Annotated in this window: 17 protein-coding genes; 9 read left to right on the top strand and 8 right to left on the bottom strand. The window is 52.9% G+C overall.

What is annotated here, in order from left to right; translation table 11 throughout:
• The 6 genes from FBQ85_13930 to FBQ85_13905 all read right to left on the bottom strand — a co-directional run.
• Nucleotides 1-108: NAD-dependent epimerase/dehydratase family protein (locus tag FBQ85_13930; protein MDL1876253.1), on the bottom strand; the 108-nt coding region annotated here is incomplete at its 3' end.
• A 38-nt stretch (nt 109-146) separates the two neighbouring features.
• A complete protein-coding gene (locus FBQ85_13925) occupies nt 147-401 on the bottom strand; it encodes a hypothetical protein (protein MDL1876252.1) in 255 nt (84 codons plus the stop codon).
• A 365-nt stretch (nt 402-766) separates the two neighbouring features.
• Nucleotides 767-1096 (bottom strand): TfoX/Sxy family protein, encoded by a 330-nt coding sequence (locus FBQ85_13920; GenBank protein ID MDL1876251.1) that lies wholly within the window; start codon nt 1094-1096, stop codon nt 767-769.
• Between the two features lie 15 nt (nt 1097-1111).
• Nucleotides 1112-2908 (bottom strand): T9SS type A sorting domain-containing protein, encoded by a 1797-nt coding sequence (locus tag FBQ85_13915; protein MDL1876250.1) that lies wholly within the window; start codon nt 2906-2908, stop codon nt 1112-1114.
• Nucleotides 2909-3010: 102 nt separating this feature from the next.
• Nucleotides 3011-3319 (bottom strand): hypothetical protein, encoded by a 309-nt coding sequence (locus FBQ85_13910; protein MDL1876249.1) that lies wholly within the window; start codon nt 3317-3319, stop codon nt 3011-3013.
• Complete coding sequence (locus tag FBQ85_13905) at nt 3316-3981, bottom strand: hypothetical protein (protein ID MDL1876248.1); 666 nt, start codon at nt 3979-3981, stop codon at nt 3316-3318. The genes FBQ85_13910 and FBQ85_13905 overlap by 4 nt, the downstream gene beginning before the upstream one ends.
• A 235-nt stretch (nt 3982-4216) precedes the next feature.
• Between FBQ85_13905 and FBQ85_13900 the strand changes: the two genes are divergently transcribed.
• The 8 genes from FBQ85_13900 to FBQ85_13865 all read left to right on the top strand — a co-directional run bounded on the left by FBQ85_13900 (nt 4217) and on the right by FBQ85_13865 (nt 12641).
• A complete protein-coding gene (locus FBQ85_13900) occupies nt 4217-5275 on the top strand; it encodes a hypothetical protein (GenBank protein MDL1876247.1) in 1059 nt (352 codons plus the stop codon).
• Between the two features lie 18 nt (nt 5276-5293).
• Nucleotides 5294-7843 (top strand): DUF2723 domain-containing protein, encoded by a 2550-nt coding sequence (locus FBQ85_13895; GenBank protein MDL1876246.1) that lies wholly within the window; start codon nt 5294-5296, stop codon nt 7841-7843.
• Nucleotides 7844-7853: 10 nt separating this feature from the next.
• Complete coding sequence (polX, locus tag FBQ85_13890; protein ID MDL1876245.1) at nt 7854-9575, top strand: DNA polymerase/3'-5' exonuclease PolX; 1722 nt, start codon at nt 7854-7856, stop codon at nt 9573-9575.
• A 13-nt stretch (nt 9576-9588) separates the two neighbouring features.
• Complete coding sequence (locus tag FBQ85_13885; GenBank protein MDL1876244.1) at nt 9589-10209, top strand: hypothetical protein; 621 nt, start codon at nt 9589-9591, stop codon at nt 10207-10209.
• Nucleotides 10206-10856: an endonuclease III gene (nth, locus tag FBQ85_13880; GenBank protein ID MDL1876243.1), complete on the top strand. Its 651-nt coding sequence runs from the start codon at nt 10206-10208 to the stop codon at nt 10854-10856. Before FBQ85_13885 ends, nth begins: the two co-directional genes overlap by 4 nt.
• Nucleotides 10857-10871: 15 nt before the next feature.
• Nucleotides 10872-11072 carry a hypothetical protein gene (locus FBQ85_13875; GenBank protein MDL1876242.1) on the top strand — a complete coding sequence of 67 codons (201 nt, stop codon included), beginning with the start codon at nt 10872-10874 and terminating at the stop codon, nt 11070-11072.
• 23 nt (nt 11073-11095) lie between these two features.
• A complete protein-coding gene (lspA, locus tag FBQ85_13870) occupies nt 11096-11620 on the top strand; it encodes a signal peptidase II (GenBank protein ID MDL1876241.1) in 525 nt (174 codons plus the stop codon).
• 457 nt (nt 11621-12077) lie between these two features.
• Complete coding sequence (locus FBQ85_13865) at nt 12078-12641, top strand: mismatch-specific DNA-glycosylase (protein MDL1876240.1); 564 nt, start codon at nt 12078-12080, stop codon at nt 12639-12641.
• Between the two features lie 52 nt (nt 12642-12693).
• On the opposite strand, the gene FBQ85_13860 is transcribed toward FBQ85_13865, so the two are convergent.
• Entirely contained in the window at nt 12694-13530 is an 837-nt protein-coding gene (locus FBQ85_13860) for a hypothetical protein (protein MDL1876239.1), read from the bottom strand.
• 55 nt (nt 13531-13585) lie between these two features.
• On the opposite strand from FBQ85_13860, the gene FBQ85_13855 reads away from it, so the two are divergent.
• Nucleotides 13586-14533 (top strand): DUF4835 family protein, encoded by a 948-nt coding sequence (locus tag FBQ85_13855; protein MDL1876238.1) that lies wholly within the window; start codon nt 13586-13588, stop codon nt 14531-14533.
• 82 nt (nt 14534-14615) lie between these two features.
• Here the strand turns inward: FBQ85_13855 and FBQ85_13850 are convergent.
• The coding region (locus FBQ85_13850; GenBank protein ID MDL1876237.1) for an MBL fold metallo-hydrolase at nt 14616-15566 on the bottom strand (951 nt) is incomplete at its 5' end.

Raw genomic sequence — 15566 nt, 5'->3', positions numbered from 1 at the left:
GGTTATGGGCGTGCGAATCAAGCGCACCAGGTGATGGCCTTCCGCGCGCAGCGCCTGAATCAAAGCCGAGCCGATCAATCCCGTCGAACCGGTGATTAAAATCTTCATCCGCTCCTCCGTTGCTAAGTACCCTTGAAAAAAAATCGCTATTTTCTTCCAACCAGCCGCATATACGTCGCTTCATCAAAACCAACGATCAGCGTGCGTCCTTTGCGTATCACCGGCGCGCGCAAATTGCCGGTGCGCCCGATCAACAAATTTGTGAGCGTATCTTCGTCCGGTTTGTCCTTTTTCAAATTCACGTGAATCACCTGCCGGCCCTTGGTGGCGTAGATTTCATCCACTTGTTTCGCCAGGCGCAACGCCTCTTGCTTTGAAACCGCCACTTTTTTGGCGCTCACTATTTCTGCAGAGGCAATCTTATGCTTCGCAAGGAACTCTTGCGTTTTTGCACACGTGTCTCAACTCGGGCGATGATAGTGCCAATCGATTCTCGACATCAGCATTCTCCCTATCGTTTAAACCTCGATGCGCTGCCAGGAAATAAGAATCTTCAGACAAAAAATGAATGCGCAAGAACGCTTTGCGTGTTCTTGCGTCTTCAGCCCGACTCTGCCCAGCGATGTTGTGCGCAAAGTCAAAAACATTAAGTGCAGTTCAATATAAATTGTGCGGGAGGGAATAGCAAGAGAGGGTTACGCCGGGCCACAAATTCAAACGCAATAAAAGATCGCACAGCTTGTGCGGCAGCAACAATGGTCGCATGTTACTTCGCCGGCAGTGAAGAGGCAAAAGCAATAGCCCGTTTCAGCCATTTTTCTAAAGCTCCGTCCGTGCGCAAGCCTTTCGGATCGACGTAGACAAAGCCTCGCAACGGGCGCCCGGTGAAATCCATGGGCCGGGCATGCGGCTCTTTGAGCATCATTTCATATTGCCCGGGAGGGACACGAACCATCAAAGTATCTTTGACGATCCCGCAGCACATGTTGCCGTTCAGCATGAAGGCAAGCCCGCCGAACATTTTCTTTTCAACAATGTCTTTGCGATGCGCCAGCCGCTTGCGAATGCGGCTGGCGAGTTTGTCATTATAAGCCATAAGCTTTTTTCTTCATTATCGGAGTAATAGCATCTTGCGAGTTGCTGAACGATGAGCATGTGAGGCTGCCTTGCCGGTTTCCATGCGGTAGAGATAAACCCCGCTGACCAGTCCGCGGCCGTCAAACGTGAGACGGTGTGTCCCGGCCGGCATCTGCTGCTGCACCAGGTTTTGAATCTCCTGTCCGCTGAGATCATAAATTTTGAGCGTGACCATTTGCGCCGTTGGCAGGGTAAACGCAATGGTGGTTTGCGGATTGAAGGGGTTGGGAAAGTTTGGATGCAGCGCAAACTCTTTTGGTAGCGTAATCGCTGCTTCTTCGTCGGAAACATTGACTGCCGGCTCGTCTGGCGGCTTGAAGCCATATTGCGAGGTATGCCAGCGGTCGTGGCCGAACATGGGCCAGGGAAAGCGCTCTTCGATATAGGGCACGCCGGGGATGGTCCAAACCGTGAGCCAGGTTTCCCGGTCGTCAGAAACGATCACAATGTCTGTATTACCATCATTCTGCAAATCTGCCAGCGCCACGGTATTATTGCTGGCAAATTCGCGAGGATACAGAGGCGACCAGGCTAGGCTGGAGCCATCGTGATGAAATGCGTAAACTCGGCCCAGCCACTGGCCCTCGACCAAGTTTGCCTGATTGTTGTTGATGAAGATTTCCAGAAGGTTGTCTCCATCCACATCGCCCACGGCGGGGCTGGCCTCGATTGATCGAAAAACCAACGTGGAATCCACGGCTTTGAGGCTGACCGGCCACCCTGAGACCAAAGTGCCGTCACTCTCCCACGCCACCACATGGTCAAAAAGATCCCCAAAGATCAATTCCAATTCACCGTCAGCGTCAATGTCTGCCACGGCCGGCGCCGCTCCTATGGATACCAGGGAGTCCGGCCCGGCAGTGTGTTGTGGCCACCCTGGCATTGAGGTACCATCATGACGGTAGAGGGCGGCAAATCCGACGTCACTGGGAAGCGTACTATGAGCGCCGACGGCGATTTCAAGCAAGCCGTCACGATTGATATCCACCAGAATTGGATTGCACAGGACTGTAAAAACGTATCCTTTGGGCGTGGTCACCGGCCAGCCGGGCAGAATGTTGCCCTGAGCATCCCAAATATGTAAGCGGCCAAGGCTTTGGCGGCGATCGGGTTGCGTAATATATTGTGAGGCGACCACGATCTCGGGTTTGTTATCAGCATTGATGTCGCCAACAGCCACCTTGGAAAGAGCGTAAAAAGGCGTCACGTCTTGCGGCCAACCTGGTAGGACGGCGCCGGCATGATTAAAAGCGTAGGTTTTGCCGCCAAAACTTGCAATGATTTCCAGGCCCCGGTCTCCGTCCAGATCATAGAGCGTGATGGCCGCGTTCCCCAACTCTAACGCGATGGGAAACCCCGTAAGCAGACTGCCGGCCGCATTCCAGGCATACAAAAAACTTTTTCTGGCAGGGCCATTGCGATCAAAGGTAACAATGTCCAAAACTCCATCGGCATCGATATCCCCCACAGCCGGGGAGTTATGCGTCTGATATGTCGTGGTTTGAGGCCAGCCCGGCAACGCACGCCCGTCGTGCTGGATGACATGTACTTGATTGCTGCTGGCGAGAATGATTTCCAGAGCACCGTCTCGATTAAGATCGGCAAGAGTGGGACCCTCAAACGAATTGAAACCAGGATCGGCCTCGATTAGTATTGGAAATCCCTCGGAAATGATCGGAACGGGTTGAGCGTGAGATACGGAGGGCTGGCAAATCAAAGCAATGCTCAGGCTTAAAAACAATGAGTAGGGGAGTGATTTCAAGCGAACCATGAGTTGACTCCTTGCAAATGCGGGCTGCCGCCGAAATGACGTCAGCCTCGAAAATGGCTTTGGCCAATTGGCCCAATGACACGAAAGCAAACCGGCTTGTGCTCAGTAAGCGTTGTTCAGCACAATGTCTTGTTCGGTTATGGGAGCCTGCGTGTGAGACACGTTGTTTACCTCGCCAAACGTACCGATCTGGTCGTCTGCTTCCAGGCGATAGCTCCCGGTTGGGAAGTTTTCATCATCGCCGCGGATTGCATAGTGGCCGTCAGTTCCGTCTAAAGTCTTTTGACCTCTTAATGAACCGTTCAAAAATACTTTGACGATTGTCCCAAAGGGTGCGGGATTACCGATGGTATACTTGACAGTTCCTTCAAACTGAACATTGCTAAAAAAACAGTATACCACCATTTTCATGAGGTTGCCTGTGCCAAAGCCAGATTGCGTTTCGTCACCGCCGCGGCAATGCCGCCAAAAAGCAACCCGACAATCACCGTGAATGCCATCCAAACGGTAAGCTGGGGAACGAGGCCAATGGCAACCCATTTTGTCAAAGGCGCGGTGTCGGGAAAGTTGGGCGGTGGCACGTCATAGTGTGTGCCCCAATTATTCAAGATGGCAATCAGCATGATGAGGGCGACGGGAATACGCGCCGCCAAACCATAGGTGAATAACACCGTGAAAAGCGAGGGCCAGGCTTTGCGCGCGACAATAAGGCCAGCGCCGGCAGCGACGATCATCCCCGCGAGAAATGGCAAACGTGAGCTTGCCAGGAATTTGATGCTGACCGCAAACAAAGCAGCAGAGACGGCAAGCGCGAGCAGGGAAAAACCAAAGAGGCGGCCCATTCCGGCAGGATGATCATTCGCCTTCAGTAATTTGCGGGCAAAGTAAAACCCGAAGATCGGAATCAGCCAGGAAATTCCCACCAGCGCTCCGCCGCCGCCTGCTTGTTTATTGAAAAGAACAGGTGCCCAGTTCATCAATTCGCCGGTCAAGCGCAGCAGCGTGATCGCAAGCGTAATCAACGCTGGCACAAGAATGAGATTCTTGAGATTCAATTTGTTGCTTGCATCCATGTGCTCCTCCTCACTCAGAATTTTAGAATGATTTGAACTGTGTGAAAAGCATAATGCTTTTTTGTCATTTTTGCCACTTCTTTCACAAAGCAACTCATGGCCAGAGGATTCATGCGATGCCGATTTTAAGTCAAACTTAAAACCGAAGCTCTTCGAGCAGCTTTAGACTTCCAGCCCAAATTTCTCTGCTGCTGCTGGCTTGTTTTTCGCCAGCATTTTGCGTATCATCAGCGCCATGAACAAAACCATTGCAGCCAAAATAGCCGAGCCCCCGGCGTTTCACCTTCCGCAGGAGGCGCAGCACGCCGACGCGCTGGCGCGCCTACTCTGGCGTGCGCATCATTACATGCGCGACAATGTGCGTCAAGCGCTGATCGAACAGTCGCAAGATGAACTAACTGCGGTGGCAGCGCAGGCCGAGGTGGATACGATTTACGGCATCGACACGATTGCCGAACACAGCTTGCTGGAATTTCTCGAACAGCATCAACAGGAGGCGCCGCCATTTTTGTTGGTGGGAGAGTTTGAAACCGGCGAAGCCATTCCGTTCGGCGCAGGCGCACCGCAATTCCGCGTGTTATGCGACCCGATTGATGGCACGCGCCTACTGATGTATGCCAAAGCGAGTGGCTGGATTCTATCCGGCATTCTTCCGGAAAAAGGCAACGACTCGCGCTTGGCCGACATTGTTTTTTCATTACAAACCGAGATTCCGATTCCAAAATATGCCTACATGGATACGCTCTGGGCGGCTGCGGGCAGCGGCGCATTCCGGTTGCGTGAAAACGTGCAGACGCAGCAATCGGCCATCATTCGATTGCACGCCGATCGTTCCTCCGATCTGCGTCACAGCTTCATTTCTTTTGTAAAATTATTTCCCCGCGGCAAAAAATGGGTGTCCGAGATCGAAGAAGATTTTTTGCGAATCGCGCTCGGTGAAGGCGCGAATGAACCAGCGAGTGTGTTCGAAGATCAACATCTTGCGACGGGCGGTCAAATCTATGCCTTGATTCTGGGGCAGAGCAAGCTGATTGTCGATATCCGGCCGAATTTCAATCAGATTTGGCGCAGCCGCACAGAACCCACCGTTCTTTGCGCCCATCCCTACGATCTTGCGGGCTGGCTGATTGCGCGCGAAGCCGGCGTCGCGATTCGCAATGTTGAGGGCGAGCCGTTCGACGGCCCGACGCACGCGACCGCGGAAATTGGCTGGATCGGTTTTGCCAACGAGGCGCTCGCCCGGCGTTATCAGGAAAACTTGCTCACCGTACTTCGCCAGCATGGAATTATTTGAACGCACGGACGCCTCTGCATGCCGAATTATTCCCCCTCACATTTCAAAAATTCCATTGCTGTTTTGGGCGGCATTCTGACGTTCTTCATCAGTCTTGCCGCCTATCTGCGCACACTTGCGTCTACGGTTTCGCTTTGGGATTGCGGTGAATTCATCACCTGCGCCTACATTCTCGGCATACCCCATCCGCCCGGCGCGCCATTGTATTTGCTTGTTGGGCGTTTGTTTACCATGCTTCCGCTCGGCGGCGAAGTGGCATGGCGCGTCAACCTCGTCTCCGCACTCGCAAGCGCGATGACAGTTTGGTTGACTTATTTAATCATCCTACAACTCATCCGCGCGTGCAAGCGCGAAACCTCTGACTGGCTCGAAGCCGCGGCTGCTTTCGTCGGCGCGCTGGCCTTGGCGTTTAGCGACAGTTTCTGGTTCAACGCCGTTGAAGCCGAAGTTTATGCGCTTTCAACCTGCTTAACGGCTTTGGTGATTTGGCTGGCATTGCGCTGGGCCTACACGCCGGAAACACGTTCGCCCTTGCGCTATCTCGTGCTCATCGCTTATCTCATCGCGCTGGCAGTTGGTGTGCACTTGCTCAATGTTCTAACAATTCCCGCGCTGCTTCTGCTGATTTATTTCAAGACCCGGCCGTGGCCGTGGTTCAAATGGCTGATGCTCTTCGCTCTGCTGGCGCTTGCCGCCTCCCTGCTTTTTACGGATATCCTAGAAAGCATAGCAGCCCTAGCGCCGGTTGCAAAACTCAGCGGCGCTTTTGCGCTGGCCGCGGCGCTGCTCATGCTGATCGTGGCGGCACAGCGGCAAACCAGGCATTTGCCGCGCTTATTGCTCACAGTTTTGTTCCTGCTGGGTCTTGGTTATTCAACGTATGTGACGGTGTTCATTCGCTCGAATCTCGATCCTGCCATTGACGAAAACGACCCGCAAACCTGGCCGCAACTCGTGAGCTATCTCAATCGCGAGCAGTATGGCCGTGAGGATCTTGCCGCACAATTAACCCAGCGCAAAGCTTCTTTTTGGGATTATCAAATTAAAGAGATGTATCTGCGTTATTTCAACTGGCAATTTTTTGGGCGCAGCGGCAATCCCGACTGGCAGCGTGTTACCCTGCAATGGCAGGGGTTGTGGGGTTTGCCGTTCTTGCTCGGCTGCGCCGGCTTGATTTATCATTTCCGCCGCGATTGGCGTGGCGCGAGCATTGTCGGTGTTTTGTTTGTCATGACCGGCATCGCGATTGTCATTTATCTCAATCAAACCGTGGGGCAGCCGCGTGAGCGCGATTACGCCTATGCCGGTTCTTATTTGGCTTTCGCCATCTGGATCGGCATGGGCGCTCAGGCCTTATTTGAAAAAGCGGCCGCCGCGCAATATCGCTCGACCATCGTCCAGCTCGGGCTGGCTTCGCTGCTCATTCTCGCTGGCCCGGTGAATTTGTTCCAGCACAATTTTCATCGCCACGATCGCAAGGGCAATTACGTTGCAGCGGATTATGCTTATAATTTACTCAGCACCTGCGCGCCGAATGCCATTCTTTTCACCAACGGCGATAATGATACCTTTCCGCTGTGGTATGTGCAATATGTCGAAGGCTTTCGCCGCGATGTCAGCGTCGTCAATCTCAGCCTGCTGAACACGCCGTGGTATGTGCGCCAATTGCAGACCCGCCCGCCCAAAGTTCCAATCGCTTTGCGATCCGGCGAAATCGATTCGTTGGGTTTATGGCCGTGGCCCGAGCCACAAATCATTCGGATTCCCATAACGAATCCGCAAGTTTGGGAGGAATACGACGCACGGGCGCGCGAAACCATACCGGATGATTCCGCCGCAATGGAACCTCCGGCCATGCAGCTCATCGTCGGCCCGACTTTTCAAGGCCGTTTCCTGCGGCCGCAAGATCGCATGATCTTCGAAATCGTCTCAGCCAATCAATTTCAACGCCCGGTTTATTTCGGCTTCAATGTGCCGGACGAAAACCTGGCAGGTTTGCAACCCTACCTCTGCACGGAGGGCATGGCGCGCAAGCTGCTGCCGGCGCCGGGCCACAACGAAGCACCGGACGTCATCAAAAAAAATGTCCTACAGGTCTATCGTTATCGCAATCTCGAGCATCCCAAAGTGTACCTCGATCAATATGAGACGGGATTGGCGGAAAGTTATCGGCACCATTTTCTCAAATTAGTCGTATACGAACTGCAACAAAATGCACGCGACGAGGCGTTGGCGCTTCTGCAAAAGCTCGAACAAATTATGCCAGAGAGAAAATTTCCGGTGCGAAACTTTGACAGCGCCCTGGTGCTGGCGCGCTATTACTGGCAAGCCGGCGATTCGGCCGGCGTGCAGGAACGCTTGCAGCAGGCGCAATACCGGCGCAACCTGTCACCGGAACAAAGACTGGATATTGCCAAATTTTATTGGCATCTTTTGCGCGACGGCGAACGCGCCCGCGAGGTGTTGGCGCAAATCTTGGATAAAACGCCGTCCTTTCAACCGGCAGTTGCGTTGCTTGCAGAAATTCAGAATGCGCCTTCGGCGAATCCGTCAGTCAAACCCAATTGAGCATTCGGCCATGGACAAAAAACAAGTCATCGAGATTCTCGAAGAAATCGGCACCCTGCTCGAACTCAAGGGCGAAAATCCCTTCAAGACGCGCGCGTATGAAAATGCCGCACGCGCTCTGCGCGGCGTCTCGGAGGATCTTAACGAACTGGTTGCCAGCAACCGCCTGCGCGGGATCAAGGGCATCGGTGAGGCCATCTCCGAAAAGATCACCACGCTGGTGACCACCGGCACGCTCAAATATTATGAAGAGCTGCGCCGTTCGTTTCCGCCGGGCATCATGGAGTTGCTGCGCATTCCCGGCCTGGGCCCGAAGAAGGCCAAGAAACTCTTGGATGATCTCGGCGTCGCTTCGATCGATGATCTGGAAAAGGCGTGCAAGGAAAATCGCGTGGCCAAACTCGAAGGCTTCAGCGCGAAGAGCCAGCAAAACTTGCTGGATGGCATTCAACAAATCCGCCAGTTTGCCAGTCGTCATCTTTATCATCATGCCGAACAGGCGGCGCGGCCGCTGTTCGAAGCGGTGAAGAAGCATGCAAAAGTGATTCGCGCGGAACTCGCCGGCAGCCTGCGCCGGCACAAAGAAACCATCAAAGATATTGACATTGTGGCGAGCTGCAAAGAAGCCGATCGCGCCGCGATTATGGATTTTTTTACCAAATTGCCCACGGTGCAGAACATCATCGCCAAGGGCGACACGAAAAGCAGCGTGTTGCTCGAAAACGGCATTGCCGCGGATTTGCGTTTGACAACAGACAAGGATTTTCCGTACCTTTTGCACCATCTCACCGGTTCAGCAGAACACAACATCGCGCTGCGCGGCCACGGCCAGAAGCTCGGCATCAAAGTGAGTGAATGGGGGTTGTTCAAAGGCGAAAAATTGATCCGCTGCAAGGATGAAACAGAAATCTTCGCGGCGCTAGGCATGAGTTACGTTCCACCGGAATTGCGCGAAGACATGGGCGAGCTTGACGCGGCGCTTCAGGATAAAATTCCCCGGCTCATTGAAAATGAAGATCTCAAGGGGGTGTTGCATTGCCATTCAACCTACAGCGACGGCGCGAACTCCATCCGCGAAATGGCGGAAGAATGCCGCCGCCTCGGTTTTGAGTATTTTGGCATTTGTGATCACAGCATGTCGGTTTATTATGCCAAGGGTTTGTCGCCGGAGCGCGTGAAGCAACAGCATAAAGAAATTGACAAACTCAACGCCGAGCTGAAAGGTTTTTATATTTTCAAGGGCACGGAATGCGATATTCTGCCGGACGGCAAACTCGATTACCCCGACAATGTTCTGGCGAGTTTTGATTTCGTGGTTGCCTCGATCCACAGCAGCATGAACATGACGGAAGAGCAGGCGACGAAACGCCTGATTAAAGCGATGGAGCATCCCGCGGTGAAAATCATCGGGCATCCCACCGGGCGCTTGTTGCTGGGGCGTGAGGGCTATCCCATCAATCATCGCAAAGTCATCGAGGCCGCGGCAGAGTTGGGGGTGAGCATTGAAATCAACGCCAGCCCGCACCGCTTCGACCTGGATTGGCGCTACTGCAAATATGCCGCTGAAAAAGGCGTGCAGATCAGCATCAATCCTGATGCGCATGAAGTCGCGGGCATTGCGGATATTTTCTACGGCGTCGGCATTGCGCGCAAAGGCTGGCTGCGCAAAAACGAGGTTCTGAATACAAAATCGACCAAAGAAATCGCGAAATGGTTTCGTGAAACGCGTTAGAGTGGAGTGAGAGATGAGTTCAAATGAAACTGCCGGCGGGCGTTTCTTCTGGGGAGGCATGCTGATTGTGTTCGGCATACTCATGCTATTGGATCGGCTCGACATCGTCAGCTTTGGGGAAGTGATTCGCAACTACTGGCCGTTGATTTTGGTGGCGATCGGCGCAAAATTGATTCTCTTTCCCAAAGCGCGTCAGGAAGCCACCATCACCTTCGAGCCCGGCGCCGAACCGGCCACTGTCAACTTCATCGACAATGCCGCCGTCAGCGATTACATCAACGAAAATCGCTTTATTGGCGATATTCACGTCAAAATTCAAAGCAACGATTTTAAAGGCGGCTCCGCTTCCACGTTTATTGGCGACCAGAAATTCGATCTCTCGGGCATTGCCATCACCGGCGGCGAACGCGCCTTTGTCGTCTCCGGCTTTATTGGCGATGCCACGATTATCCTGCCGAAATCCATTCCCTATGCCATTCAAGTGAACGCCGGTGTGGGCGATTTTGTGATTTTTGGCAGAAAAGAAGGGGGCATCGGCATCAACAAGTATTACAAATCGCCGGATTACGACAGCGCGACCTCCCGTTTGTATGTTCGCATTTCGTTTATGATCGGAGATGTCACGATTTTATGAAGCCGGCCCTCCCGCGCGCGGAACAGCTCCGGCGCATCCGCGTGTTGCGCAAACTGCGCCGGCTTTATCCGGATGCCGATTGCGCGTTGACGCATCACACGCCGTTTGAGTTGTTGGTGGCCACGATCCTGTCAGCGCAATCGACGGACAAAACCGTCAACGAAGTCACCCCCGCATTATTTCGCAAATACCCCACGCCTGCCGCTTTGGCGCAAGCGCGCCAGCCCGAACTGGAAAAACTGATTCATGCCACCGGTTTCTTTCGCAACAAGGCGCGCAATCTCATTGGCTGCGCGCAAGCGCTGGTGGCTAAGCACGGTGGTCACGTACCTTCCAGCATGGAGGAGTTGATTGCTTTGCCCGGTGTTGGCCGCAAAACCGCGAACGTGGTTTTAGGCAACGCCTTTGGCATCAATGACGGCGTCGTGGTTGACACCCACGTGCAGCGCATTTCACAACGTCTGGGCTTGACCGCGCAAAAGACGCCGGAAAAAATCGAGCGGGATTTGATGGCCATTGTCGCAAGAAAGCAGTGGACTATTTTTTCGCATCGTCTTATATTGTTCGGCCGTGAAACCTGCCAGGCGCGCAAACCCAAATGCAGCATATGCGCGCTGGCGCCGGATTGCCCGTCAAGACAGGTTTGAGTGAGAACCACCTCTATGAATTTAAAACAAATCTTCAAACCGCCCATCATTCAAGAATGGACGAGTTTGCTGCGCGAGAAAGGCCTGAAAGCATTTGTGCGGGAAAAGGGCTGGAAAGTCGTCGCGGCGGTTTTCATGTTTTATCTCATCCGGGATTCGATTATGTATATCTTGATTCCGGTGCTGATTACACAAGGATTCATTTGCGGTAACTAACACAGGATGAGGTGATGAAGAGAATGAAGCGAACGAATCTCGCGCTTGCCTTGTTTGCCGCCTTGAGTTTTGCCGGTTGCGATCAAATCTCCAAGCGTTATGCCAAAGCCATTTTACAGGAAAGCGGCCCGCAATCGTATTTTTCCGATTTGCTGCGTTTTCATTACACGGAAAACCCAGGCGTTGCATTCAGCCTGGGCGCTGATTTGCCCGCCGAAGTGCGGCTGGCGCTGTTTACGATCGGGCCGACAATTTGCTTGGCGGTTTTGTTGGTTTACATGTTTCGTACAACCTCGCGCAACGCGGCGCATTTGCTGGCGCTCGGGCTTGTGCTCGGCGGCGGCATGGGCAATCTCATTGATCGCATCTTTCACAACGGCCGCGTGATTGACTTTTTGAATTTGGGTATCGGAACGTTTCGCACCGCCGTTTTCAATGTCGCCGATACGGCCATTTCATTAGGCATGTTGATTCTGTTGATTACGGCATTCCTTCCGGAAACACAAAAATCCGAAAACGAAACCCTTACCGGGCAAACCTCGGAGTGAATAACCAGCAGCAATCTCCCGGGATTTTTCAGAAGCCTAGCCAACGCAGGCGAGTCGCAAGTAAAGCAGATATGAGCGTGAATCAATGCGAATAACAAGTATTAGCGTTCATTAGCGCAGGTTCGCGCTTTAAGGCCATAAGGCGCTCAAAGTTAGAATGAAATTCTGAAAGTTTATGGCAGCGAATAATTTGTCGACAGAACGATTCAACATAATTCTGCCGATAAATCATCCTGCCAAAGTTTTTTCGGCGATGCTCGGTGACTTCGGCGCATTTCGGTGGAAAAACTTTATCGTCGATGGTCAACGAGTTTCGCCGAACAGTAATTTGCTGCTTCGCAGAAGCTTTGATTTGCAGTTTGTCTGCAAATCCGGGTAGCCTGTTTGTCTTCAAAAAGCAGCTTCACTTTAAATAGACCAATCAGTTGCCCCTGCGAGTTTTGAGATGAATTGATCCGTGAAACCAACGTCTGCGCGATCATCTCAAATTCTTACCCTGCCGGATTACCTGCGTCCTGGATTACAACTCGTTTTTGTAGGATTGAACCCCGGAATGTTCTCCGCGCAAAATGGGAAATATTATGCGCGCGCGACCAACCGCTTTTGGCCGGCGTTGTCCGCCGCAAGGCTTGTGGGAAGCGAGGTGAAAGCAGGGGATGAAACGATGCTATTTGAGAAGGGAATCGGGTTCACGGACGTGGTCAAACGCGCCACTGGCCAGATCGACGAGTTGACCCGGGAAGAGATTGTTACGGGCGCTAAAATCTTGCGCCGAAAAATTGCAACGTTCTCGCCCCATGTCGCATGTTTTATTGGATTGACGGGCTTCCGCTGGGTCTTTGACGTATCCAACAAAACCGCAATCAAACCCGGGCCGCAACGCGAGAAACTTGCCTTGACGCATATTTACGTTCTGCCCTCCACCAGCCCGGCAAACGCGCATTACCCGCCAAACGCAATTGTCAAGGAGTTCCAACGACTCAAGAGCTGGCTGGACTCTAAGAACATTCGTTTCACATGAGGTGGGATTCTATCTTGGAAGCTATCGTTCTGGCGTTTTGAATGATTCCGCTTTATCTTCTTAACGTGATCGCCATTTGCTGCGTCCAACCCAAATCTACATGCGAAAAAGTGGTAACATGCACGATGAGCGGCCGCGTGAGCAGGGCGAGTCCGCACGTGAAGCGGTCAGGGTTTTCATTGATCCCCAAACGCAACAGCAACGGCGCCAGCACGCCCACCTCAAAACCAATTCGCCATTCCGGAGAAAAATCAGATTGTTTATAAAGATCGACCTGCGCAGTGAAGCGCGCATCCGGTGCATAACTCAAACCCAAAGCGACATGGCGCGGCAGGCGTTCCTGAGTGCCGCCGGTTTTTGCGCCCAGAAGATTGCCGGCGGCCATGCCCCACGCCCATTGTTCACTCAAATGGGCCAGCACGCCAGTATTGACCAGCAATGTTTGCTGTTCTCCGTATTGCGCGATGCGCGTTTGCTTGAGGACAAATTGCATGCCGAAAGACATGCTGTTTGTTCCTGCGCCCAGCCTCACGGTACGAAATTGCCACGCATGCGCCAGAGCAAGCTGAAAGAGTTGTTCATGAAACAAATCGTGTCCCAGGCGAATAGCGCTGCCGCCAAACCCGAATTTACCGAGCCGGCCGGCAACGGCCGCGCTCGAGAGCGGCAATTCTCTGAGGCCGAATAGCCTGGAATAGAAAAGTGTGGCATTGAATGTGGTAAGATCCGCTAACAATGCCGGATTGTGATACTGCCCTTCTGCATCTTTTGCCAGGGATACGCCGCTGCCGCCCATCGCCTGCGCCCGAATTCCAAGTGGATAATCTTGCGCAGAAACTGCGCACACCCAAACGATCGTCATCGCGAGGACTATCTTCTTGACTTTCATACGCCCCTCTGGCTATATTTTGCGCGTTACAAGAACCCGCGAATGCGTTCTGCAAATGAAAACGATTTCGCGGAAGCCGCTGTTAAGCCGTGATTGCAAAGTTTTCACATCGATGGAGATGAAACATATGCCAGCAATCTTTTCGCGCTGCCGCGCGTTTATTGCCGTCCTCTTGCTGTCGCTGATCGCCGCCGGGCACACGGCCAACGCTGCGCCGCCTCGCGACGCCCGCGTGCGCGCGAAGGTGACGACAATTCTGGACAAGCTGCCGGACGACTTCAAACCACGCATGGCTGAATTTGATCAGAAAGTTGAAAAGTATATCAACAACAAGACGTGGATCGAAGAAGATTATGTGCTGCCGTTCAAAATCGGCTTTCAATTTTTCCTTGAATACCGGCCCACAAGCACGGAAGATCGCTATCAATGCAGCCTGATCGCCTCCGGGCCGGACATTCAATATTATGACAAGCGCGCCATTTTCCCCTTTCAACAAAATGAGATGATTCAAGAATCTGGAGAGTATGTGCCGGTGCGTGCTTTGATTGATTTTTATGTGAATCTTCTGATCGGCAACGAGTTGGACAAATACGGCGCGCTGGAAGGCACGAAATATTTTGAGAAAGCGCGCGCGATTTTGCAAGAAGCGAAGTTCAGCCAATTTGTGTTCGGCTGGGATTATCGCGAAGACGACATGCTGGAAATCTTCTCGGAAAATTACAAAAAGTTCCGCGAGTTAAAAGACTATTACTTCTACGGACTCTCAGTTCTTAACGAAGAGCCGGCGCAGGCGCGCGATTACATCAAACAAGCCCTGGTGCGCCTGGAAGCGGTGCGCAAAGAGAACAAAGACAATCTCGCCGCAAAGCAATTCGTCGACGCGCATTATCAAGAAGTTTTGGATATTTTCAAGGGCAGCAAAGATTTGACCCCCTTCCAGATTCTGATTCGGATCGACCCCGAGCGCGAAAAAATTTATGAGGAGCAGATGGGGGCAAATTAAAAGATTTTGCTCGAAATAAGACTCAACTGTTAAAAGCCAATAAAGTCACAGCGAAATTCTTGTTTCGAATAAAGTCAAAACTTCAAATCACAAATTCCTGGCCTTCAGACGGCACCTGCACATTGCCGTAGCCCGCGGCACGCATCGTGCCGGCCAGCGACTCGGCCGGCTCGGATTCGCCGTGCACCAGGAAAATGTGTTGCAGCTTTTGCGGGGTTTGTCGCTGCACCAGCGCCATCAATTGGTCGCGATCGGCATGCGCGCTCAAGCCCTCCAGCTTGCGCACTTCGCATCGTCTCTCACACACCTCGCCAAAAATCCTAACCTCCGTCGCGCCGTCGCCGAGCCGGCGGCCGAGCGTGTGTTCCGCCATAAATCCCACAATCAGCACACAATTCTCCGGTTTGCCAATATGATTGCGCAAATGGTGCAACACGCGGCCGGCTTCCGCCATGCCGGAGGCCGAAATGATGAGGCACGGTGTTTTGAGATCGTTGAGTTTTTTGGAATCTTCCACCTCGCGCACATAGGTCAGCCGCTTGAACCCAAATGGATCGTGGCCATCCTGTAAAAAAAGGCGATACGTTTCGCGATCAAAGCATTCGGGGTGCAGGCGAAACACTTCCGTCGCGTTGACGGCAAGCGGGCTGTCGACATAAACCGGTATTTCTGGAATGCGGTTTTGCTGCCAAAGCTTATGGAGATAATACACCAGCATTTGCGTGCGCCCCACAGCAAACGCCGGAATGATGATTTTGCCGCCGCGGCGATGCACCGCCGTCACAATATCCGTCAACTCGTCGGCAATGTTTTGAATGTCCTTGTGCAGTTTATCGCCATACGTGCTTTCGATGATCAACACATCGAGATCGTCCATTAGAACAGGATCGCGCAAAATGGGCATGTTGAAACGGCCCAAATCACCGCTAAAACCCAAACGCAGACGCTTTCCCGCCTCTTCGATTTCCAGCAACACGCCGGCAGATCCCAAAATGTGGCCGGCATCATAAAATGTTGCCTTCACGCCGGGCGC

The sequence above is a fragment of the Cytophagia bacterium CHB2 genome (genome assembly GCA_030263535.1).
GTDB lineage: Bacteria > Zhuqueibacterota > Zhuqueibacteria > Zhuqueibacterales > Zhuqueibacteraceae > Coneutiohabitans.
This window is presented reverse-complemented; position numbering and strand designations above follow the sequence as displayed.